The organism is Marinomonas flavescens (assembly GCF_004352835.1).
GTDB classification, from domain to species: Bacteria; Pseudomonadota; Gammaproteobacteria; order Pseudomonadales; family Marinomonadaceae; genus Marinomonas; species Marinomonas flavescens.
The window spans coordinates 145,528-168,289 of the sequence record NZ_SJSB01000004.1; the positions used below are offsets into that span (position 1 = coordinate 145,528).

A 22,762-nucleotide genomic window follows, 5' to 3' on the forward strand; every position below is an offset into this window, starting at 1 on the left:
TGAGTTAAGCATTGCCTTCCTTGGCAGATGTTAACGTTTTTGTTTTGATGTCTTTGCTAGCGGGCGCAGGTTAAGTGCGGCAAGGGTGGTAGATGTCTAAATTCTTATTATAAGCATCGGTTTTTACATCCATGATGCCAAGCAAGGTACTAAATACGTAATCTTGTGAAAAACCTCCGCGCTTAGCTTCATTTTTTAAGCATTGCTCATTAATCTTTTTGCTTTTCTTAAAGCCATCTGACATCCACAAAATAAGCGGTACCGTGGTTTGAAATGCAGGCGCCACAGCATAAGGTACGCCGTGTAAATACACGCCATTTTCACCCAAAGACTCACCATGGTCAGAGATATAGAAAAGCGCGGTGTTGTACTGATCGCTGAGTGCTTTTAGTTTGTCGATAGCTTGGCTGATCACATAGTCGGTATAGACAATGGTGTTGTCATAGGTGTTTACAATTTGGTCTATGGAGCAGTTTTCTATTTCGCTACTTTGGCAATCGGGTAAGAATTTTTGCTGATCTTTCGGGTAACGCAAATAATAGGTTGGTCCATGACTTCCCATGATGTGCATAACAACAAGTTTCTCTTTGCCTTTCATGGAAGAGACTTCGCTGTCTAAATTTTGCAGTAATGACATATCTAAACAAGTGCTGCCATTACAGAATTGATTTTTATGAGATGTGTCTATTTCTATTTTAGGAATGCGTTTGGCGACCTCTTTATCACCACCATCGTTTTCTTTCCAAAGCAATGAGACTCCCGCACGTTGCAGTATGTCCATCACGTTATCTTGAGTGTAGGAGCGTTCTTTGTCGTAGTCATGGCGACCTTGTTGGGAAAACATGCAAGGAACAGACACTGCGGTGGCAGTACCGCAAGAGTGAACATTCTGAAACGAGATGACGCCTTGTTTTTCGGTGTAAGGGTTGGTGTTTTTTGCGTAGCCATTTAAGGCATAGTTCTGTGAACGAGCGGTTTCGCCAAGAATAAAGAAAAACAAAGTCGGTTTTTCGGTAGCGACATCGGCGGTTAATGTCGCGTCCTCACCTATGTGCTTGAATGTCATAGGAGTTGTTAAGTAGGTATCATGTATATAGTTGAGGGTACTGTAGACGTAGAAGCCTGGGATAATCATCTTTTTTAGGTATTTATTGTTGCGACCCACTGAGCTGAAGTCTTTATAGGTGAAAAAAAGCAGGGCCAAAAGAAGGCTGAACAGAACAACGAGCACAACGCTTTTTTTGAGTAATGCTAAGCCTGGTTTCATCGGCGCAAAGGCGACTAATAAAGAGGGGATAACCCCCATGATGGTGATCCAGGTAATAGAATGCAAATTCAAGTAGGAAGCGGCTTCACTTGGGTCGGTTTCAAAGGCATTCTCGATCATTCCATAATCGACATTGATGCCATAATACAGCATGACATAACTCACCATGCTGGAGGTGATCAATAGGAGTATAAAAATGGGCTTGCCTAGGAAGGGCCAGCTTAACAAGTTGAATAAAATGGCATTCAATAAAAAAATAAAAGTCGGGATCGCAAAAATGAAGCTTACATGGACATTGTCTAGCTTACTGAGAATTTTATAAAATTCGGAATAGAGCGGGATGTTAACGATAGTGGCGTAATATAAGGCGAGAATTAACGCTAGGCTTGTATAGGAAAGTGTAAACTTGATTTTTTTTACATGAGTAGACGTTTTTTCTTTCATTAACAATCCTAGGATAAAATATTCTTAGAATGTAAATGTTAATAAACGTCAGATAAAAAAAAGATGAAAAATTTTTGTTTTATAAGCTAAAAATCTTATTTTATTTCAAAGGTTTAAAAGGGTCGATATGCTGTTTTGCTATTCAGCAAGGTAATGACACTTTGGCTCTCTTGACCTTAGAAAACGGTGTCATTACGTTTGCTTCGAACTGCAATATTATTGATTAACGTGGAAGATAAGAGCTTTCAATCCACTTTCTTCGTCAATGTCTAAAAATTCAGGCGGGTTTTCTAGGCGAGTTTGAAACGCTAGTTTGGGTGCTTCTTCCTTCATACCATCAATTAAGAATTGTGACGTTAAGTTCGGGTCATTTACACAGGCGAGAACAGTACCTTGCTCGCAAAGTAAATCAGGAAGGCGTCGTAGGATTTTTTGATAGTCTTTAGTAATCGCAAAGCTGCCTTTCTGGAAACTGGGCGGATCAATAATAATCAGATCATAGGGGCCGTATTTTTTGATTTTTCCCCAAGATTTAAAAATATCGTGCCCAAAGAAAGAGACTTGGCTTAGATCGTGTTCATTTAAACGATGATTCTCTCTTCCTCGGTTCAAAACAGATTTCGCCATGTCTAGGTTCACAACGTATTCAGCTCCGCCTGCAAGCGCTGCGACCGAGAAACCACAAGTGTAAGAGAATAAATTAAGCACTCGTTTATGTTGACTGTTCTCTTTGACCCATTGTCGACCAAAACGCATGTCCAAAAAAAGTCCGTTATTCTGATTGCGATCAAGGTCTAGTTGAAACTTGAGATCATTTTCTATGATGACTTGTTGCGGTACATGCTCTCCCCAAAGGCATTCAATTAGGTTGCTGCTAAGGTAGCGATGCTGGAGCAATAGTGATGTTGTTTCGCTTGCTTGCCACTCGTCGCTCAAAGGCCATGTTTGTATTGTTTGTTGTAATTCTGACAAAAACTCATCACTGGGTTGTTTAAACAATGACACCAATACTTGCCCTTGCAGCCAATCTACGGTGATGTGCTCTAAGCCTGCATAGCAACGACCACGACCGTGAAACAGTCTTCGGGTTTCACCTCGTATAGAGGTTAGTGCGGCGAGAGTGTGTTGAGTGAGAGAAGGTAAGGCTGTGTTAATCATAGTGGTGTTTTTAGCATTAGTTTGTGAATAGGTATTGGAAAGCCATTGCTTTAATTGTCCGTATTTTACTGTGAATCTAGTGCGCTAGTCAGCACAAACAAGAAGATAGCCTCACCAAAGACGAATATGGCGAGGCTATTTTCTCTGTTAGTTGTTTGCTTGGCTATTTAGTTAGCGGCTTTTCTCCAGCGAACTAGGTCGATAAGTAGAAAACATAATAGGCTAACGCCCATGGCAGGTAAGCTAAAACCCAGTGCGATGGCGATGGCCAGAGTAATGACTTTTGTGCCTGCGCCAAGATTGTTCCATGCTTCGAGCAGCGGTTTGGATGTCGCGCCGGGAGCAGGGCGACGACGCCACCACATCATGTATCCCCAGACAACCATGGTGCATAGGCCAAGCCCAAAAAAGACTAAGACAACCTGATTGACGACACCGAACAAAATACCCATATGAAAGTCGATACCCCAACGAATCAGTTTAGCGACAATAGGGAAAGTGGCGAAATCGGCACGGCTAATCACTTTCATATTCGTTGGGTTGATAGTTACTGAATCCACTTGCGTTGGCCATGAGTGGTCAATTTCGCGAACAAACCATGCTTGATTGGCTTTTCGTGGTGGTTTGATTTCAATTTTATTGGCATCGATACCCGCGTTACGTGCGGTTGCTAAAATCTGATCAAATAATTGGTCCGTATTTTTAGTCGCATCCGTATTGGGTAGGCTCATATTAGGAGAGGGCGTATACCAGCCTAAGACCTGACGAACGGTGGAAATATTGCCGCCAGCCCACTTAGACCACGTTAAACCAGTTGCTGAGAAAAACAACAAACCAATGAGTAATGCCAAACCTAGCTGGCTGTGGTTTTTTCTTGTTTTTAAATAAGGTGTTCGTGATGCTACGTTTGCTTTGTTTTTCTTACCGCCTTTAAACCATAAGAAAAAACCGCCTAAAGCGACAATCCACAACCAAGAAGCGGCCAATTCGCTGTAGTTTCGACCAAATTCGCCTAGCAAAAGTTGCCTATGGAGAAAGTCGAGCGTCATTCGAAAAGGCAAAATACCACTGGTTCCATAGACGGCCATATCGCCTTTGACGGCAAGTGTCACAGGGTCGATAAAAACGGCTCTTGCACCCGAATCTGTTGTAGCGTCTAAAAACATAATGCGCGTTGTATCACCTTTTTCAGGCGCTGGTCTGACGGCAAACAAGGTCAATGCCTTGGGCAGTGACTGTTTGGCCGCGGCTATTTGAGCAGCAAGCGGCTGACTTTGTCCGACACTTTGTGTGGTGAGAGCCTCTTTATACATCGCGTGTTCAATTTGCGGCGTAAGAACGTATAAGGTTCCTGTTAGTGCGGCGACAAAGATAAAAGGACCAATAAACAGTCCAATGTAAAAATGAAGCCGTGTAATCAACATAAGTAAGGCGTTTGGGCGCGCCGTTTTATGATTTAAATGTTCGTTATTCATAAAAATAGAAAATCCATGAACCACGTCCGTTATAGTTAATTAAGTTGCCGTTACTCGATGAAATGAGTTAAGCCGCATTAATAACCTGATGACATGGTATAAGCGTAGCAAAGCAGACGGCTTTTAAAATCGCGATATAAGCGGTATTAAGTAGAAGTCGTCGTGTGTTTAAATTTTGTAGCTGGAGCTCGTGCTTACGATTGCGGGAGGTGCTCTAGGTAAGATGGCAGAATAAACATCAAGAGATTGCCTGCCATGGATGGCTAAAACATAGTTAAGATAAGCCATTTGAAGCAGGGCGGGTAGGCTAAAAGACGGAGCGCTAAGCCAGTTTAAGTGGAACAGTAACGTACAATAACCACAAGCCGCTTCTAAGCCGGTATGGTGATGTGACATAGCATGTGTTGCATGACTTGTAGAATGGCTCGCTGGGTGGCGCATTGCTCCCATATCACCAAGCATGCCTTCCATATCACCGGACATGCCTTCCATAGAATAAGGCATAGCACTATGGTGCATCATGCCAGTGCTCATCTGCAGTTGAGAAAATAGCGGAGCAATATAGATGAGCATCATTGCAAATAGGCTAACCAATACGGCTTTGCGCATTGGTTTTGCATTATTGCTGATGTGACTAAAGGGTGTCATTAGCGAGTTCAAGCTAGACTCTATTCAATACCAAGTAGTTCAATACCAAGTAGTAAGCTTAAGATTGAATATCGTGCTGATGTTCTTCGGCAGAAGAAACGATACATTCTCCAGCCAGATTTGATGCGACACCGACGCAAAAACCATCTTTTTGCATCCCTGTTAGCCATTTGTCAGACCATTCTTGAGCGGACACTTCCAGTGATTGGAAGCCTTCATAGTCTTTAGCGCCCCATTCAGAGGCAAGTTCAGCCGTTGGCCAAATAGGCAGTACTTTGTCGCTTCCTAGGTCAATGATCAAACAGCCTTCGGCATCGGCTAATAGAAAGACACTCATGCCTTTTTTAATATGTAAGATAACTTCCTCATAACGACGGCTACTTGGTAAACGGAAAAATGCATCAGAAGAAAAATCAGGCGTGGTCATTGGAATAAAACTCGAATAAAAAAGAAACCATAATAGCATGTTATGGTTTCTTTTCTGTAGTGCTTAAGGGCGCTGAAGGTTTAAATTATTACCATAAGTTAGGCGAAAAGTGTGTCTAATGTCGCGATATGCTGTTCTTTCTGACTAGTGTTCATCCAGCTCCCTGTGATGCCATTGAGCGCTAATTGGTATAAAGCCGTTTTGTCGATGCCGGCGTGTTTGATTAATGCGTGATAATTATCATTCATATAACCACCAAAATAGGCCGGATCGTCTGAATTAACCGTGGCGTTTAAACCAAGGCGTAGCATGTGTTTAATTGGATGATCCGATAGGTCATCCACGACGCAGAGTTTAAGGTTAGACAACGGGCATACAGTTAGTGTCAGCTGTTTTTCTTTAACACTTGCCACAAGGTTCATATCTTCTAGAGCGCGATTACCATGGTCGATACGGTCAACCTGAATAAGGTCAATGGCTTGCCAAACGTATTCTGGAGGCCCTTCTTCGCCAGCATGGGCGGTGACTTTAAGCCCTAGTTCCTGACACGCTTTGAAGACGTTTTTAAATTTCTCTGGTGGATGACCCAGTTCAGAGCTGTCTAAGCCGACAGCGTGAATCCAACCTAAGAAGGGTTTGGCCGCTTCTAATGTTTCAAAGGCGCTTTCTTCGCTTAGATGGCGTAGAAAAGACATAATAAGTTTAGAGGTTATCCCCCACTTTTTCTCCGCGTCTTGTAGGGCGTTATAGATGCCGTTGATTTGTGTTTCAAAGGCAACCCCACGAGATAAATGGCCTTGTGGATCAAAGAAAATCTCCACGTGAACCACATTTTCGCTGTGTACTTTAGTCAGATAAGCCATGGTCAAATCGTAAAAATCGACTTCTTTCAATAAAACTGACATGCCTTGGTAATAAAGGTCTAAAAAATCTTGCAGGTTAGTAAACTGATAGGCTTCCTTAAGTGCCTCAACCGATGCGTATTTTAAGGTAACGTTATTACGCCTCGCCAGCTCGAACATTTGTTCTGGTTCGAAGGTGCCTTCGATGTGTAAGTGTAGTTCTGTTTTTGGCATTGTCTCAGCCAGTGTCATCAGTGTATTTACACTCATGGCGTACCTCTTTCTATTTGATTGGCATTGCTTGCGATACAGGAGCAGCGGCAGTTGCGCGTATTTTTAGAAGTTGCGCTAAAACGGAAATAGCGATTTCTCCAGGTTGTTTTGAGTGTATTTCTGTATCGCCCATTGGGCAGTGCATAGTGGCAATTTGCGCGTCACTAAAGCCTTTGTTTTGTAATCTATGTCGGAAGCGGGCGCTTTTTGTTTTAGAACCAATGACGCCAATAAAAGTCGCGTCGTTTCGTTTAATGGCCGCTTCGGTTAGCTCTAAATCCAGCTGGTGGTTATGCGTTAATATTAAATAATAGCTTTGTGCTGGCATGTCTATCACGTCGTCTACAGGAAATTCACTGAGTTGTATTGTGACGTTGTCTGGAATAAAACGTGGAAATTCTTGCTCTCGACTGTCAATCCAAGTGACTTGGCAAGGAATGTTTTCAAGGCAATGCACAATGGCTCGACCAACATGTCCCGCACCGAAAATGGCAATATGCAGGGGAGATTGCAGAACACTTTCAAATAACAAGGTAACAAAACCTCCGCAGCATTGGCCAAGTGTTGCACCTAATGGATAGTCGTGGGTGTGTGTTTCAGTGCTTCGCTCAGTGAGTGATTCTCTTGCTTTGGCAATCGCTTGCCATTCTAAATTGCCTCCGCCCACTGTGCCGTATATGGCGTGTTGGCTCACTAGCATGCGAGCGCCAATTTCTCTGGGTGTAGAGCCTTTTATCGATATCACGGACACCATGATGAAATCGATGCCAGATTTTTCAAGACGAGCGGCTTCTTGTACCCATTTTGTGTTCATAAAGCACCTGCACTGTTTTTTCTAGCTACCACGGTAAGTACTGTATCCGTATGGAGAAACAAGTAATGGCACGTGATAGTGACTGGATTCGTCACTGATGCCGAAGCGGATAACAATATCGTCTAAAAATAACGGTTCTTGTAATTCACTGTTTTTAACTCGGTAATAATTGCCAATGGCGAACTCAAGCTCATAGACGCCTTTTTTAAAATTGGCTTCGGTTAATATGGGCTGGTCACAACGGCCATCGTCGTTAGTAATCGTTTTAAAAAGTTCTTTTTTTTGTCCATCAACAAGCTCATAAAGCGTCACGGATACGTTGGAAGCGGGTATGCCGTTCGCGGTGTCTAGGACATGAGTAGTCAGGTATCCCATTGTTTTTCCTTAATATTAAACGGCGATCGGAACGAAAAACGCGAAGGGAGTCAAACCGTCTGATTGAGATTGGTGGTAAAAAAGGCAATCAGGAAGCCTGACTGCCTTAGTGGTATTAATTAGGAACTTTATCCGTAATGCCGTCAACATACCAGTGGACTTTTGCTAACTCTTTGTCGGTTAGTGTGTGTCCTGCTGGAACGACGATTTTACCTGTGTTGTCTTTGATTGGGCCTTCGAATGGTTTTAGCTTACCTGTTTTTATCGCTAGGTAAGTTTCATCAATCTTAGCGCGTACGCTTTTTGGTAGGTTTGGATTGATAGAGGCCAGTTGCAGCATATCTTCGTGGAAACCACCCCAGAAATCTTGAGATTTCCATGTGCCATCCATAACCTGTTGTACTGTTTTAATGTAGTAAGGTGCCCAATGGTCGCGTACTGAGAATATTTGAGCTTTTGGCGCAAATTTGCTCATGTCAGATGCTTGGCCAATGGCGCGAACGCCACGTTTTTGTGCCGCAATAAGAGGCGCAGGGCTGTCAGTATGTTGAATCAATACATCGGCGCCTTGGTCCATTAGAGCGTTGGCAGCATCGGTTTCTTTACCTGGATCATACCAAGTGTTCGCCCACACAATTTTAAGCTTGATGTTAGGGTTAACACTTTTTGCACCCATGTAGGTCGCATCAATATCACGAATGACTTCAGGGATTGGGAAAGCGCCAATATAGCCAATGGTATTTGTTTTCGTCATTAGGCCAGCGGCAACACCAGAAACATAACGACCCTCATAGGTACGAAGCGCATAAGTACCTATGTTTTTTGAGCGTTTGTAGCCAGTTGCGTGTTCAAAAATGACGTTAGGGAAGCGTTTCGCAACCTTGACTGTTGGGTTCATGAACCCAAAAGACGTTGTGAAAATAACTTTGTTACCCGCTTTTGCAAGTTGAGTAATGACGCGCTCAGCATCGGCACCTTCTGATACATTTTGTACGAAGGTGGTTTTTACTTTGTCGCCAAAGTATTTTTGCATCGCTAAACGACCGCGATCGTGTTCATAGCTCCAACCTAAATCGCCAATTGGGCCAACGTAGACAAATCCAACCTTGAAGGGTTCTTCTGCTTGGGCAGTGCTGACACCAGCCATGCCGAAACCGACTAATAGGCCAAGCCCGACTAATAAACTCTTTATTCTCATTTTTAGCTCCTTTTGCCCTAAGGCGTTTTTTCTATTTATCATGTTGAGTGATTCTTTTTGCTAAGCAAACGTTACGCCATGTGTCTAGGATCGAACGGTTTCCCTAATGAACGTGGTGCTAATAGTTTCTCTTTAAATTGATCCGCGCTGATGATCACCATCACAATAACGGTGGCCACATAAGGCATCATGGCTAAAAGGTTAGAAGATATATCGACACCTAATCCTTGTAAGACCAGATGCATAATGCTGGCAAAGCCGAATAGGTAGGCGCCAAGCATAATGCGACCAACACGCCATGAGGCGAAAACAACCAATGCTAGCGCAATCCAACCGCGACCAGCGGTCATGTTTTCAGCCCACATTGGGGTGTATACCAATGACATATAAGACCCAGCTAGTCCGGTCATTGCGCCACCAAACATAATAGCCAAGTAGCGCACACGAAGTACTTTTATACCAATAGCATTGGCGGCATGAGGGTTTTCACCAACGGCCTTTAGTACCAGGCCGATGCGTGTTTTATTGGCCACATAAGCAATGATCACGGCTAGCACGAAAGACAGATAAACTAGAATATCGTGGTTGAAAAGAATCTCACCAAGATAAGGAATTTTAGAAAGTAGGGGAATAGCAATTGGCTGGAAACCTTGCACGGTATGGCCGACGAAATCAGAACCAATAAACGCACTAAGGCCAGTGCCAAAAATGGTCAGCGCCAAGCCAGTAGCGACTTGATTTGCGCCAAGGTGGAGTACTAGCACGCCGAAAATCAGGCTCATAAAGCTGCCCATTAACATGGCAGCAAGTACGCCGAATCCTGCGTTTCCAGTTGAATAGGCTGCAATGAAGCCCACGACGGCGCCCATGAGCATCATGCCTTCTTGACCTAGGTTCAAGATGCCTGATTTTTCACAAATGACTTCTCCTAGCGCAATAAGCAATAAAGGGGTGCCGGTTTTAATGGCGGCAAATAATACGAGTACAATTAAATCTGCGTCCAAAACTGACTCCTAGTTCGTCACTTGGTTGTTAAATGTAAGGCGGTTACGAATGAAAAAGTCACACGCCAATAAGAAGAAGAGCAAAACACCTTGAAACATACCCACGACAGCAACCGGAATGCCCATTTGTATTTGGGCTAGATCGCCACCCATATACAACACAGCCAGAAATATCGCTGCAACAATGGCACCAAGAGGATGTAAACGTCCTAAATAAGCAACGATAATGGCGGAATAGCCATACCCAGGAGACACATTCGGTACTAACTGACCAATGGGACCTGTTACTTCACAAACACCAGCAAATCCCGCGAGGGCGCCAGAAAATAGCATGACGAACCAGCTGAGTTTTTTACCGCTAAACCCTGCGTATTTTGCCGCAGGTTCATCGGCGCCAAAGACACGAATCTGAAAACCTAAATGTGTTTTAGATAATATAAACCAACCGACAAAGGCGGATATAACCGCGAACAGAATGCCTAAATGAATGCGGCTGCCTTCGAGCAAGATAGGCAAGGTGGTTGAATCTGAAAACATTGCTGATTCAGGAAAACCATAGCCGTCTGGATCTCTTAAAGGACCATTTACGGCCCAAATTAACAGATACAGGGCAATATAATTGAACATGATGGTGGTCAGGATGAGATTCGAATTGAAGCGTAACTTCAAATACGTAGGCACAGCCGACCATAGCATGCCAGAAATAATGCCAGCAATTAACGTAAGTGGTAGAGCGAAAACAGACGTAGAGTCGATGAACAACAGCGCAACGGCGGACCCGCCAAGCGCGCCTGCAAGGAGTTGGCCTTCGGCGCCAATGTTCCACATATTGGCTCGGTAACAAAGTGATAAGCCGACAGCACAAAATAGGAGTGGGCTCATTTTAACGAGCATTTCTCCAATGTTGTACATATCTGACAATGGGGCAATCAGTAGAACATGCAGAGCTTCAAATGGGTTTTTATTCAGTGCAGAAAAAAGAATGCAGCCGAATATCAAGGTTAAAACAATGGCAATCAGTGGGGAAGCCACCTTCATGATGGAGCTAGGCTCAGTTCGAGCTTGTATGCGGATCATGCTATTGCCTCTTCAGGATGTTGTGATGATGTATCAATAAAAGTCCCAGCCATCCATTGGCCAATTTGATCGATGGTCGCATCTTCGGTTTTGATAACAGGGGATAAATATCCATCACAGACAGCGCCCATACGGTCTGCTAGTAAGAACAATTCGTCTATGTCTTCTGAGACCAATAAAATAGCCGCCCCTTGATCGCGCAGCTCCAAAAGTGCTTGGTGAATGGCTAAGGCTGCCCCTACGTCTACGCCCCATGTCGGGTGCGCACAAATTAAGACTTTGGGATTCTGGCCAATTTCACGACCCATAATGAATTTTTGTAAGTTGCCACCGCTGAGGCTTTTTGCTTCAGAAAATTCACCATGACACTTTATTTTATAGTGAGAAATTAACGTATTGGCATAGTTCTTTAGTGATTGCCATTGAACAAGACCGTTTTTAACAAATCCTTCGCTATGGGTTAACAGGGTGTTTTCCGTTAAGCTCATATCAGGAACGGCACCACGTCCTAAGCGTTCTTCAGGAACATAAGCCATGCCTAGTTTGCGACGGCCTCCAGCGCTTAAATTACCAATGCTTTGGCTAAGGAAGGTGAGGGTATTGTTAACATTGCGATCATCTTCGCCGCTAATAATCGCCATTAGCTCATCTTGACCATTACCAGCAACGCCAGCAATACCAAGTATTTCCCCGGCTTTAAGATCAAAGTTTATGTTTTTTAAGGATGTGCCAAAAGGATGTTTGGCAGGTAACGTCAGTGATTTTGCTTCAAAAACAGTGTGTGTTCCCACTTTTTTGGAATACCCAGCGTCTTGCTCGGCAAGATCTCCTACCATCATTTTGGCAATGGAAGCCGGGGTTTCTTTAGAAGGTTCGCAAGTGTCGACGACTTTACCGCCACGAAGAATGGTCGCTTGTTGGCAAATTTCAGTTACTTCATGAAGTTTGTGGCTAATAAAAAGAATACTGCAGCCTTCTTTTGCTAGAGTGCGTAATACCTCAAACAAACCAGAAACTTCTTGCGGGGTTAAAACAGAAGTCGGCTCATCAAGTATTAACAGTTTTACAGATTGCACTAAGCAACGCATTATCTCTACACGCTGTCTTTCACCAATAGATAATGAGTGCACATACCGATTAGGATTGACATCCAGTCCGTATTCTTTAGAAAGCTCAGTAATTTTTTTAGCAAGATCACCAATGGCGATTAATTGCTTTTTACTCAGGCACAATTCAATATTCTGGCTAACCGTTAATGTTTCAAATAACGAAAAGTGTTGAAAAACCATGCCAATACCAAGATCTCTGGCGATGGATGGGGATTTTATTTCAACCGCTTTTCCGTCCCAGATAATGTCACCGCTATCGGGTGCCACAACACCGTATATCGTTTTAACTAAAGTGCTTTTTCCTGCGCCATTTTCACCTAAAAGAGCATGTATTTCACCAGGCATGAGTGTCAAGCTGACATTATCATTCGCGAGGCAGCCGGGGTATTGTTTAGTGATATTTGCGAGTTCGATACGAGGTATCAAATGTCGCTTTTTCAATGTTTCCGCCACCGTAATTTCTCTGCAGTTGTGCTCAAAAAGAGCAGGTTTTAGTTAATGAGTCTTAGATATGCTTACTGCATAGTACTCAAATCGGGCTAATACTCTCATGTAAAAAATTAAATGTTTGCATCAATATAGTGCATTTATCGAATAGCTCGCTCTATTTTGTCGCTTAAAGTTATTTTTAAAACTTTGACCGATCGGTTAATATGTATTTTTGCTCTCTTTCTTTGAAACTTATGTTTCATACAAACAACTTTCGTGCCAAAGTTTTTAAATTGGTGTATGTTTTTTATGAAAGTGGCGAAGGATACGAGATTTTTTGTGAATTGTCTTTATGGTCAAGTTTCTTTTAAGTAAATAATATGCAGTTGTTACTTTAAATATAGGAGAAAGGTATGTCTTACGATCGTGATTTATTAGGTTATGGCGGAAATCCAGTGAATCCTCAATGGCCTAATAATGCCCGTGTTGCTTTGCAGTTTGTTCTTAACTATGAAGAAGGCGGCGAGAATTGCATCTTGCATGGGGATAAGGCATCAGAGGCTTTTCTTTCTGAGATGGTTGGTGCCGATGCCCGAGAAGGCGTAAGGCATATGAGCATGGAGTCTATTTATGAGTATGGCAGCCGGTCTGGTGTTTGGCGTGTGCTCTCTCTATTCAAGGAAATGAACATCCCTTTGACCATTTTTGCAATTGGCATGGCACTTGAGCGTAACCCTAAAGTCGCCAGTGCGTTTGTTGATGCTGGGCATGAAATTTGTAGTCACGGTTATCGTTGGATCGATTACCAGTATGTAGACGAAGAAACGGAACGTTCGGATATGCATAAAGCCATTGAGGTTATTACTAAGCTAACCGGCCAGCGGCCATTAGGTTGGTACACTGGCAGAACGGGCCCGAATACACGTCGTTTGGTCGCTGAAGAAGGGGGCTTTTTATATAATGCCGATGATTATAGTGACGATCTTCCTTTCTGGCGGCTTGAGAATGATAAACCTCAATTGATGATTCCTTATACATTGGATACCAATGACATGCGTTTTGCTGCCATGCAGGGGTTTAATACCGGCGAGCACTTTTTTCAATATTTAAAAGACGCCTTTGATACGCTCTACGCGGAAGGAGAAACTAGTCCTAAAATGCTGTCTATTGGTCTTCATTGTCGAATCATTGGTCGTCCAGCGCGTATTGCTGGATTGCGTCGCTTCCTAGACTATATTCAGCAATTTGATGATGTTTGGTGTGCGCGCCGTATCGATATTGCCCACCATTGGCGTGATAAATTCCCTTATAAAGCAGAGTAGTTGGTATGACATTAATGAGTAATGATAAGCATCTTTTATTGAATAAGCCCAGCGAGCTAAGCAAAGACGAGTTTATCAAGCAATTTAAAGACATCTACGAGCACTCTATGTGGGTGGCGGAGGCGGCGTGGTCGAGAATACAAGAGAATGAGCAGGCTGCGGATTTCGACGAGAGAGAGGTGTTTACGCTTTTGTTGCATGACATTGTTGAGTATAGCAGTGCTGACGCAAAATTAGCGTTGTTGCGATTGCATCCAGACCTCGCGGGTAAGGCGGCCTTGTCTGGTGGGCTTACCATGGCATCTACGTCAGAACAAGCAGGAGCAGGGTTGGATCAGTGCACACCTGAAGAGTTAGCAAAATTTACCGCTTATAATGCGGCTTATAAGGCTAAGTTTGGCTTTCCTTTTATTATGGCGGTAAAAGGAGCAACTAGATTTGATATATTGTCAGGTTTTGAGGCGCGTATTGATAATACGGTTGAAGAAGAATTTAAAATGGCAGTGCGTCAGGTGCACAAAATTGCATGCTTTCGTTTAGCGGATAAGTAAACTATCCGCTTTACTTTGTGGGTGGGTTCTAATTAGTAGGAAAAAAGGTGTTTTTTAGGTAGAATTTACACATCAAAAAAGTACCACATTCGTTTGTATTATATTAGTGACATTATAAAAATTGAGTTTTATTAGGGATAAAGTGCCACCTACAAAACCGCATTGGCTTGATAAACTTCTTAACTTTGGTGTTTCAGAAGGGTCAGCAAGTAGTTTGACGTATCAACAAGTTGTGAATTTAACACTGGCTTTGCTTTGTGTGACGGATTTCATGTTGATGCTGATTTTTAGTGCGCATGGATCCTTTTTGGTAGTCGCTTTTTATTTTTTGGCATTGATTCTTTCTCTATCTGGTTTTTATCTTCAATCTAAAGGCCTACTTACTTTCGTTAGAGTGCTCACCCCCTTCAATATTATTACCCAGATTGTTGTTTCTAACTTATTGTTTTTTGGTGCTTATAGCGATTTCCACTGGTTATTGGTCACTATTTCGGCTTATGCGTTTGCTGGCTTTAAACCGGGCGAAAAAGCGCTACGATATGGTGTTATTGCTTTGTCTATTTTGCTCTTTATTGTCTGTGAGTTATTTCCCGCACACAGTGCATTTCTGAGTGTTAATGAGCAGAAAGTATCGTCGGTACTGACTTTTTTGTGGACGTTAATCACGATTGCGGTGGTGATTAATGTTGTGGTCGCTCGATTGCGTCAGGCGAATAACCACTTACGGATATTGGCTGAGAAGGATGAGTTAACAGGATTGGCGAATCGCAGAAAAATACTCTTGAGCGCTGTGAGTATCTATGCAGAAGCTCAGCAGCTTGGTAAATCGTGCGTTTTTGCTATTTTGGATCTTGATCACTTTAAATACATTAATGACAATTTTGGTCATGAGGCCGGTGATGTTGTGCTGAGTAAAGTCGCTTCTGTGATGCATTCTTGCTTAACGCCGGGTGATGAAATTGGGCGATATGGTGGGGAAGAATTTGTTGTTATTATGAAAAACACGACGCTGAAAGAAGCGGAAGTAAAAATGAATGACTTACGTCAGTCTGTTGAAAATGCCATGATCGTAACGGATAAGAGTATTGTTATACCCGTAACGGTGAGTATTGGTTTAGCGGTAATATCAAGTCAGACTAAGCGTTATGAAGATGTGCTCGCCTTAGCGGATATCGCGCTCTATCAAGCGAAAGAAATTGGCCGTAATCGTGTTATTTCTCAAGCTTCGACTCTTTAGTTTTTTTAATTTTTTAAGATAGGTGCTGTTCACTTCCTTATTGCTGAAGTGGGTGGTCTATTGGTTTTTTTGAGGTTTCTCTTTGTTAGACGTTGTATATCGTTGTGATGATTTTTGGGTTGTAAATAAACCGGCTGGCATGAGTTTTCATGGGGAATCCGAAGGGTTAGGCGTTATGCAGACATTAAAGCATGATTATCCTGATCAAGTGTTTTACCCTGTGCATCGTTTGGACAAGATCACGTCAGGGCTTTTGTTGGTTGCTTTAAATCATAAGTCAGCTGTGCTGTTTGGTGAGATGTTTGAGAAGCATCAAGTTGAAAAGCGTTATGTTGCACTGTCAGATCGTAAGCCTAAAAAGAAACAGGGAACGGTTCGTGGTGGTATGGTGCCAAGCCGAAGAGGGCAGTGGCGCTTGACTAAAGACAATGAGAATCTTGCGGTGACGCAGTTTTTTTCAGCGGCATTTGAGGGTAAACGCGTTTTCTTTTTAAGGCCGTTAACGGGTAAAACACATCAAATTCGAGTGGCTTTGAAAAGTGTAGGTTCTCCTATTCTTGGTGATGAGCGTTATGCAGGCGCTGCGGCTGATCGTGGTTATTTACACGCGTGCTCTTTGGCGTTTACTTGGCATGGTGAAGTACAAATTTTTAATCATTCTCCAGATGTTGGAGAATGCTTTGGTTTAGCGTTTCGTGAATTCTTTGAAATGAATTTTCAAGAAGCGTCATTAAAATGGCCTACTGGCCAGTAAATGTAACCCAACCTAGAAATAGTGTTGGGGTAGGAAAGTAAATGAAGAATATTTTGGCTTATTGCCGACCAGGTTTTGAGAAAGATTGTGCGGCTGAGCTGGCGCAGGTTTCGTCTGAGAAAGGGTTTTATGGCTACGCGAAAGTAGTGCCTGATGCAGGTTATGTGATTTTTTGCTTTGATCAAACCGAAGAAATCGAAGGGTTGATTAAGCAGTTGGATTTCAATCGTTTAATTTTTGCTCGTCAGATTATTGCCATTAATGATTTAGTCGATCTGGAGCCCGGTGCGCGTGTTGAATCTTTGCTTGAGGCGGCTCGACAGTTGCCATTGGCAGAAGAGGTTTGGGTTGAGACCGCAGACACGAATGATGCTAAAGCCTTATCTGGCTTAATAAAAAAGCTGGATAAACCCTTGAGACTGGGTTGGAAGAAATCAGGCGTATTACGGAACAAGGCTGTGGGTGTGCGACATCATGTGTTTTTGCTTGATGGCGAAAACGCCTACTTAGGGGTTTCCTATGCCGCGTGTCGTAGTGAGTTCCCTATGGGAATTCGTCGTTTGCGTTTTCCTGCTGCAGGGCCAAGTCGTTCTACATTGAAGTTAGAAGAGGCGTTCTTGCAGTTCATTCCTGAGCAGAAACGCGCGACAGATTTGGTTGAGGGTATGTGGGCGGTTGACTTGGGTGCGGCCCCTGGAGGCTGGGCTTATCAATTTGTGAAACGTAATATTCATGTTATTGCGGTTGATAATGGGCCGATGCAAAAAGCATTGATGTCGACAGGGTTAGTTGAGCATGAAAAAGCCGATGGCTTTAAGTTTGAACCCCCTTATACCGTTGATTGGTTGGTTTGTGACATGGTAGAGCGTCCTATTATGGTCGCAGAGTTGATGGCCAAATGGTTGGCAAATCGTTGGACACATAGGGCAATTTTCAATTTAAAATTGCCAATGAAAAAACGATATCAAGAAGTTATGTTGTGTTTAGAGCTGATTGAAAATCACCTCAAAAAAGCAGGTGTCGCTTATCATTATCAAGCTAAGCATCTTTATCATGACCGAGAAGAAATTACGATTTGTATTATTGCTCAATAAATAACATTTAATCTGCGTTATTTAATATAAAACCCCATTAACTTAATCGTTAATGGGGTTTTTTGTTGTGCTGCTCATATTGTAATGAGAGGTTAAAGTGGTTCGTTCACTTGAAACGCTTTATATCCCATGGCGCGTTCCATTAACTCGTCACGATGGTAAATATCATCACGAAATTCGGGCATACCGTTTGCGTTTGCTACCACAGTAAAGTAGACGATATATACAGGGATATAGGTGGGTAAAGTAATAATTTTAGTCTGTTTGTTTTTAATGTATTTCGCGAGAACTTTGGCTTGTGGGCTGCCGTTAGTGATTGTTTTTGCGAATTCTTCTGCTTTTTCTAAACGAATGCAGCCAGAGCTAAAATCTCTGTTTGTTCGCTTAAATAGGTATTTTGCTGGTGTGTCATGCAAGTAGATTTCATTCTTGTTAGGGAACATAAACTTAAATTCACCCAGAGCATTGCCTTCGTCTGGTATTTGCTCGAATCGAAAGGCTAGGTCTTCGGGAGCAATGCTTCTCCAATTAATTCTTGTAGGGTCTAATTCTTTAGCGCCAATACTCCAGCTCGAGAAAACTCTAAAACCATGTTTACCTAAATAGTTCGGGTCAGCTTGAAGCTTTGGAAGTAAGTGTTCGCGGGCGATTCGTTGTGGGATGCGCCAGCTTGGGTTGGCGACCATATACGTCATCATGCCTTTAAATACCGGTGTCATTCTATCAGGCTTGCCGACCACAGCTTTCATGGTTGTGCGAGCACCATTTAGGTACACGTCTACTGAGTAGTTTGTGAGGTCTACCCAGATGCGATTGGCTTCAAGTTTATTGGGAAGCCAGCGCCATCTTTCTAGGTTAAAGGCAATTTCCTCAGCGCGTTTTTTAAGAGGGACATTGAGCATGCTGATAGTTTGAGCTCCAGCTGCCCCATCTGCCGTTAAGTGGTGGCGATGTTGAAAACTCATTAAAGCTTCTCTTAGTTTCTTATCAAATCTATCTTCGTCTACTTTTCGAGTAGAAAAGCGGATGTCGCCGAGTTGAACTAATCGTGCTCGTAATTGAGAGACTCTTGGGCCTTCGTCGCCGATAGACAGCGCACTGCCGGGCTTGACGACAATGTCTTTTTCTTTTTTAGCGAGTTGTTGGTAGTAGACAAGCCATTTTTGTAAAATTTGATATTGTGAGCTTCTAGGGGCGAGCAGAGGCAGTGAATCGACCATTTCGCCAGCAGAGCTTAACGATAGTAAATCTTTCCAGTCTCGGCTTGGGGCATCTAATTGCCAATTTGGGTCAATGAGTTGAGGCTCATAACGGCCATTGCTGATGTCGTGGGCGTAACTTGATAAAGCAATGGTAGTAATCACATCCATTTCTGCCAATTGTTGTGGCGTAGGGGATTTGAGAGCCAAATAATGCTTAATAATGCCGACATGGTAATAAATCGGATTGAGACCGTGGCTTTTGGCTTTTTCGAGAATGGTCACTAGTTTGTAAATAGAAGGATCTATGTGTTTGTCTTTGATCCAAATTGGACGATAGCCCCTTTGTGCATACGTTGATAACACAGTGTTATTTGGAAGTGCTTGACCAGCGACAGGCGTAAAAGCATTAAGCATCATGGATACTTGATCTTTAACACTGCTTTTAATCTGTGATTCGCTAGGAGGTTCAACGACTAAACGGTTACTGGTATTTTGTGTTGAGCAAGCGCTCAATATTAGCGATAGAAATAGAAAGGCAAGCGGGCGTTTAAAAGCGAGTGTCATTGGGTGCTGCTCCTAGCAATAGAATCGTTATCCGTTGGTGTGGTTGCTGCTTCGATAGAGGCAATAATGATCATTGCTTCTTCTCTAGAGTTGCCGCAAATCATTGCTTCTGCCATAAAATCACTGCACACTTTTGGGCGTGATGCATCGTTAAAAATAGCGCAACGATACTCTTCAACAAGATGAATACAGGCTTGTCCAGCGGCTTTGCCATTTGGCATCCCTGGAATAGGGGATGAAATAGAAGGCGCTGTGCAACAGGCACCGCAATGAGAACGACATTGCATATCAGGGAAATACCTTGTTAAATGGCAAAAGAATTAAAAAAAGCAATAAGTTAGTGTCAATAAATTGAATGTTCATAAACTTATGCATTTGCGTTCTATTTTAAAGTATCCAAGGCATAGGGCAATAGGGAAGCTTTAAATAAGCTTATTAATTATTTCGCAAAATCGGTCAAATTAAAGCGTTTTTATCATGATGATGAACAAAATTTTAGTGGTTGAAGAGAACCCTGTTGTCTTAAAAATTCTGACTCACTTATTATCTAAAGTGCCTTCTTTTTCTTCAGTTTTATGCTCTTCTTATCAAGAGGCACAGGCTGCGTTGCTAGCGTGCAAAGACGCGCCTTTTTTTGCTGCGATCGTTGATTTGAATATGTCAGATGCACTTCATGGTGAAGTCGTTGATCTTGTGTTGTCGTTTAATATTTCCTGTGTTGTGCTAACCGATACATTTGATGATGAGTTGCGTCTCGAACTTCTGAATAAAGGCGTCTTGGATTACATAACCAAAGACAGTCATTACTCTTTTAGTCACGCCATTAGTATGATTGAACGGCTTAAAAAGAACCAAGCAATAAAAGCGTTAGTGGCTGAAGACTCATCAACTAGCCGGCTTTTTATAAAAGTTTTGCTTGAGCAATATCGCTTTAATGTTATTGATGTAAAAGATGGTCAAGAAGCGTTAGCTAAGTTGGAGTCTGAACCTGACATTCAGTTGCTGATTACTGATCATAATATGCCACTGATCAATGGCTATGAGTTGGTCCAATTATTACGTCAAAATACTCGTTTTCAAGATTTGGTTATTATTGGTCTCTCTGCAGAAGGGGACACCACCTTATCGGCAAAATTTATTAAAATGGGGGCGAATGATTTTATTAAAAAGCCGTTCTACCATGAAGAGTTTTATTGTCGGATTATCCACAACTTAGAATCACAAGAGATGTTGGAAACGATTCGTGATCTTGCCAATGTGGATTCTCTGACACAGTTGAAAAATCGACGTTATTTGTTTGATGAAGGACAAGCGTATTTTGATAAGGAATCTACCAAGGTTGATGGTGTTGGATTAGCCTTGTTGGATTTAGATCACTTTAAAGCCGTTAATGATGATTATGGTTGCATGGTTGGAGATGCCTTACTGAAAAAAATAGGCGTTGAAATTATGGCGTCTTTTCCGGATGCACTTGCTGCACGATTCTCTGGCGAGATCTTTTGTGTGGTTGGCAAGGGAGGTGTTTCTTTTGAAAAACAGCTAGACGATTTTCTTTTAAAGCTTAGACGCAGTGCTTTCACTGAAGCGAACATTGCTGTTACTTGCAGTATTGGCGCGTACATGACAAAAGAGGCTTCGTTAGAAGACGCTCTTAAGGTGGTAGACTCTTGTTTGAGTGAGGCTAAACGTCTTGGTCGAGATCAAATTGTTTTAGGCTAATCATCAATCATCAAGTCGGCAAGAACTCGTGCTGACTTGATTGTTGTTGTTTGCCTCTTATGGCTCATGGTTAGTTTAAAATTTTCGCAAGTAGTTTACGAACGACTGCGGGTTCAAAAGATTTACCACAGATAGCATCAACCCCTTCGTGTGCAATATTGGCTAATTGGTTGTCGCCTGCGTTTGAACTCACCATAAGGATGGGAATATGGGCCAGATCTATAGAGTGGCGAACCGCTTCTGTTAATTCTCGACCATCCATTTCAGGCATGTTGTAGTCTGTAATAATTAAATCAAACTCTGCATTGTTGAGTATGTTTATTGCGCTTTTGCCATTTTCTGCAACATCAATGTGTTCTATCCCCATGGAGTTTAATGTGCGGCTGATGTGCTTTCGAGCCATTAGACTGTCATCAACAACAAGCACTCTTAGAGACCTTGGGTCGAACAATTCTAGGTCTATTTCTTCCTCAACAATAAGGTCTAGTGCTGAATAAATCGCTCTTTGTAGATCTTTATTGGTGAAGGGTTTGGGTAAAATAGCTAAGACGCCAGACTGGCGTAAGTGCTCTAGGTTTTCTCGGTTACTTTCACTGGATACCAGCATAAAACACTGGTTCTCCGTATTTTTATTATTTCTAATGGCATCAATTAATTCATTGGCAGAACCGTCAGGAAGGTACATTGCCGAAATAATTAAGTCTGGCGGAAACGTTGTAATCAAAGCCAATGTGTCTTTAATATTATCCGCAAATTCTATTTTTTTAATGCCTGCTTCTGTTAAGGCTTTGGTGATGATTTTTTTTTGCATGTCGGAGGGTTCGACAAGAAGTAGGGACAGATCTTGTATTGCTGTATAAACTTCCATTGGCTAAACACCTTCTTTTTGAGTAGATAAAGTGATGCTATCACATCAAATACGCTAGAATACGGAGTTTGATCAATATTTGAGTTGGAGTGTTCTAATGGCGACGGCAAGTGCATGTCATATTTTAGTTAAAACCAAAGCTGAGGCTGAATCTATTAAGTTAAAACTTAAGGAGCCTAAGGCGAATTTTTATACACTCGCTAAGCAGTATTCTACTTGTCCTTCTGGTAAAAAAGGGGGAGATCTTGGTGAGTTTCATAAAGGCGATATGGTGCCAGCGTTTGATAGAGCCGTTTTTAATGGCCCGCTGTTAGAAATTCAAGGTCCTATCAAGACGAAATTTGGTTTCCATTTAATAAAAGTATTGTATAGATCTTAAAAAACGCATGTAAAGGAGAGTGAAGATGGATACCCCTATTTCATTGGGAAATAATTACTTCGTTGCGCCGCAAGTTATCTCTGATGACTTGGTTGAACTAAAAATGCTGGGGTTTGAGCGTATTATTAATAACCGCCCTGATCAGGAAGCAGAAGATCAGCCGTTGTCCGATGATCTAAAAGAAGCCGCTGAAGCGTTAGGTTTTGAGTATGTTCATAATCCAGTGGATTTAAAAAAACTTGGCGAGTCGCAAGTTAGTGCTCAAGCTACGGCGATTGCCGACGCGAAGAAAACCTTAGCGTTTTGTCGTACTGGTACTCGATCTTCGGTTTTGTGGGTATTAATGAATAACGCACAGGGCCAGAATTACAATGACCTTAAGGCGGACGTGACAGCAAAAGGATTCGATCTTTCTCGCTGTGAGCCAGCGATGCAGCCATTAATCAAATAAGTATGAATGGCTAAGTAATACGCAATAGATAAAAAGCCGCTTCATGATCAATGAAGCGGCTTTTTATTGTCTAGACTATGC

At 42.4% G+C, this 22,762-nt stretch carries 23 protein-coding genes; 8 read left to right on the forward strand and 15 right to left on the reverse strand.

The window, feature by feature from the left end; all coding sequences use genetic code 11:
* Nucleotides 1-70 precede the first annotated feature (70 nt).
* From E0D70_RS05865 to E0D70_RS05920, 12 genes are all read right to left on the reverse strand, one after another.
* A complete protein-coding gene (locus E0D70_RS05865; RefSeq protein WP_133011346.1) occupies nt 71-1,711 on the reverse strand; it encodes a phosphoethanolamine transferase in 1,641 nt (546 codons plus the stop codon).
* 216 nt (nt 1,712-1,927) lie between these two features.
* Nucleotides 1,928-2,869: a class I SAM-dependent methyltransferase gene (locus E0D70_RS05870; RefSeq protein ID WP_133011347.1), complete on the reverse strand. Its 942-nt coding sequence runs from the start codon at nt 2,867-2,869 to the stop codon at nt 1,928-1,930.
* Nucleotides 2,870-3,036: 167 nt separating this feature from the next.
* The gene (locus E0D70_RS05875) at nt 3,037-4,344 is read right to left on the reverse strand and encodes a PepSY-associated TM helix domain-containing protein (protein WP_133011348.1); all 1,308 of its coding nucleotides are present in this window, start codon (nt 4,342-4,344) and stop codon (nt 3,037-3,039) included.
* 168 nt (nt 4,345-4,512) lie between these two features.
* Nucleotides 4,513-5,004 (reverse strand): DUF2946 domain-containing protein, encoded by a 492-nt coding sequence (locus E0D70_RS05880; RefSeq protein WP_133011349.1) that lies wholly within the window; start codon nt 5,002-5,004, stop codon nt 4,513-4,515.
* Between the two features lie 46 nt (nt 5,005-5,050).
* Nucleotides 5,051-5,458, reverse strand: a complete 408-nt coding sequence (locus E0D70_RS05885) for a DUF2750 domain-containing protein (protein ID WP_240537000.1) — start codon at nt 5,456-5,458, stop codon at nt 5,051-5,053.
* 59 nt (nt 5,459-5,517) lie between these two features.
* On the reverse strand, nt 5,518-6,531 hold the full coding sequence (locus E0D70_RS05890; RefSeq protein ID WP_133011350.1) for an adenosine deaminase: 1,014 nt from the start codon (nt 6,529-6,531) through the stop codon (nt 5,518-5,520).
* Between the two features lie 13 nt (nt 6,532-6,544).
* A complete protein-coding gene (gene xdhC, locus E0D70_RS05895) occupies nt 6,545-7,348 on the reverse strand; it encodes a xanthine dehydrogenase accessory protein XdhC (RefSeq protein WP_133011351.1) in 804 nt (267 codons plus the stop codon).
* A 21-nt stretch (nt 7,349-7,369) separates the two neighbouring features.
* Nucleotides 7,370-7,723 (reverse strand): hydroxyisourate hydrolase, encoded by a 354-nt coding sequence (gene uraH / locus E0D70_RS05900; protein WP_133011352.1) that lies wholly within the window; start codon nt 7,721-7,723, stop codon nt 7,370-7,372.
* A 115-nt stretch (nt 7,724-7,838) separates the two neighbouring features.
* Complete coding sequence (locus E0D70_RS05905; RefSeq protein ID WP_133011353.1) at nt 7,839-8,921, reverse strand: BMP family ABC transporter substrate-binding protein; 1,083 nt, start codon at nt 8,919-8,921, stop codon at nt 7,839-7,841.
* A gap of 71 nt (nt 8,922-8,992) precedes the next feature.
* On the reverse strand, nt 8,993-9,925 hold the full coding sequence (locus E0D70_RS05910) for an ABC transporter permease (RefSeq protein ID WP_133011354.1): 933 nt from the start codon (nt 9,923-9,925) through the stop codon (nt 8,993-8,995).
* Nucleotides 9,926-9,934: 9 nt separating this feature from the next.
* Nucleotides 9,935-11,002, reverse strand: coding sequence for an ABC transporter permease (locus E0D70_RS05915; protein ID WP_133011355.1), 1,068 nt, complete (start codon nt 11,000-11,002; stop codon nt 9,935-9,937).
* On the reverse strand, nt 10,999-12,552 hold the full coding sequence (locus E0D70_RS05920; protein ID WP_133011356.1) for an ABC transporter ATP-binding protein: 1,554 nt from the start codon (nt 12,550-12,552) through the stop codon (nt 10,999-11,001). The genes E0D70_RS05915 and E0D70_RS05920 overlap by 4 nt, the downstream gene beginning before the upstream one ends.
* 401 nt (nt 12,553-12,953) lie before the next feature.
* On the opposite strand from E0D70_RS05920, the gene puuE reads away from it, so the two are divergent.
* The 5 genes from puuE to rlmM all read left to right on the forward strand — a co-directional run bounded on the left by puuE (nt 12,954) and on the right by rlmM (nt 17,498).
* A complete protein-coding gene (gene puuE / locus E0D70_RS05925; RefSeq protein ID WP_133011357.1) occupies nt 12,954-13,862 on the forward strand; it encodes an allantoinase PuuE in 909 nt (302 codons plus the stop codon).
* A gap of 14 nt (nt 13,863-13,876) precedes the next feature.
* Entirely contained in the window at nt 13,877-14,413 is a 537-nt protein-coding gene (gene uraD / locus E0D70_RS05930; protein WP_133011358.1) for a 2-oxo-4-hydroxy-4-carboxy-5-ureidoimidazoline decarboxylase, read from the forward strand.
* A 142-nt stretch (nt 14,414-14,555) separates the two neighbouring features.
* Nucleotides 14,556-15,650 carry a GGDEF domain-containing protein gene (locus tag E0D70_RS05935; RefSeq protein ID WP_133011359.1) on the forward strand — a complete coding sequence of 365 codons (1,095 nt, stop codon included), beginning with the start codon at nt 14,556-14,558 and terminating at the stop codon, nt 15,648-15,650.
* A gap of 82 nt (nt 15,651-15,732) precedes the next feature.
* Complete coding sequence (locus tag E0D70_RS05940; protein WP_133011360.1) at nt 15,733-16,404, forward strand: TIGR01621 family pseudouridine synthase; 672 nt, start codon at nt 15,733-15,735, stop codon at nt 16,402-16,404.
* A gap of 41 nt (nt 16,405-16,445) precedes the next feature.
* Complete coding sequence (gene rlmM / locus E0D70_RS05945) at nt 16,446-17,498, forward strand: 23S rRNA (cytidine(2498)-2'-O)-methyltransferase RlmM (protein WP_133011361.1); 1,053 nt, start codon at nt 16,446-16,448, stop codon at nt 17,496-17,498.
* A gap of 92 nt (nt 17,499-17,590) precedes the next feature.
* Here rlmM and E0D70_RS05950 read toward each other — a convergent pair whose 3' ends face one another.
* Together E0D70_RS05950 and E0D70_RS05955 are read right to left on the reverse strand one after the other, a co-directional pair.
* Nucleotides 17,591-19,264: a L,D-transpeptidase family protein gene (locus E0D70_RS05950; RefSeq protein WP_133011362.1), complete on the reverse strand. Its 1,674-nt coding sequence runs from the start codon at nt 19,262-19,264 to the stop codon at nt 17,591-17,593.
* A complete protein-coding gene (locus tag E0D70_RS05955) occupies nt 19,261-19,551 on the reverse strand; it encodes a YkgJ family cysteine cluster protein (protein ID WP_133011363.1) in 291 nt (96 codons plus the stop codon). The genes E0D70_RS05950 and E0D70_RS05955 overlap by 4 nt, the downstream gene beginning before the upstream one ends.
* Nucleotides 19,552-19,741: 190 nt before the next feature.
* Here E0D70_RS05955 and E0D70_RS05960 point away from each other — a divergent pair, with 190 nt between their 5' ends.
* Nucleotides 19,742-20,983: a GGDEF domain-containing response regulator gene (locus E0D70_RS05960; protein ID WP_133011364.1), complete on the forward strand. Its 1,242-nt coding sequence runs from the start codon at nt 19,742-19,744 to the stop codon at nt 20,981-20,983.
* Between the two features lie 70 nt (nt 20,984-21,053).
* Here the strand turns inward: E0D70_RS05960 and E0D70_RS05965 are convergent, their stop codons facing one another.
* Complete coding sequence (locus tag E0D70_RS05965) at nt 21,054-21,851, reverse strand: response regulator transcription factor (RefSeq protein WP_133011365.1); 798 nt, start codon at nt 21,849-21,851, stop codon at nt 21,054-21,056.
* Between the two features lie 97 nt (nt 21,852-21,948).
* Between E0D70_RS05965 and E0D70_RS05970 the strand changes: the two genes are divergently transcribed.
* Both E0D70_RS05970 and E0D70_RS05975 read left to right on the forward strand, forming a co-directional pair.
* On the forward strand, nt 21,949-22,230 hold the full coding sequence (locus tag E0D70_RS05970; protein ID WP_133011366.1) for a peptidylprolyl isomerase: 282 nt from the start codon (nt 21,949-21,951) through the stop codon (nt 22,228-22,230).
* Between the two features lie 25 nt (nt 22,231-22,255).
* Nucleotides 22,256-22,681: a protein tyrosine phosphatase family protein gene (locus E0D70_RS05975; RefSeq protein WP_133011367.1), complete on the forward strand. Its 426-nt coding sequence runs from the start codon at nt 22,256-22,258 to the stop codon at nt 22,679-22,681.
* The last annotated feature ends 81 nt before the right edge of the window (nt 22,682-22,762 follow it).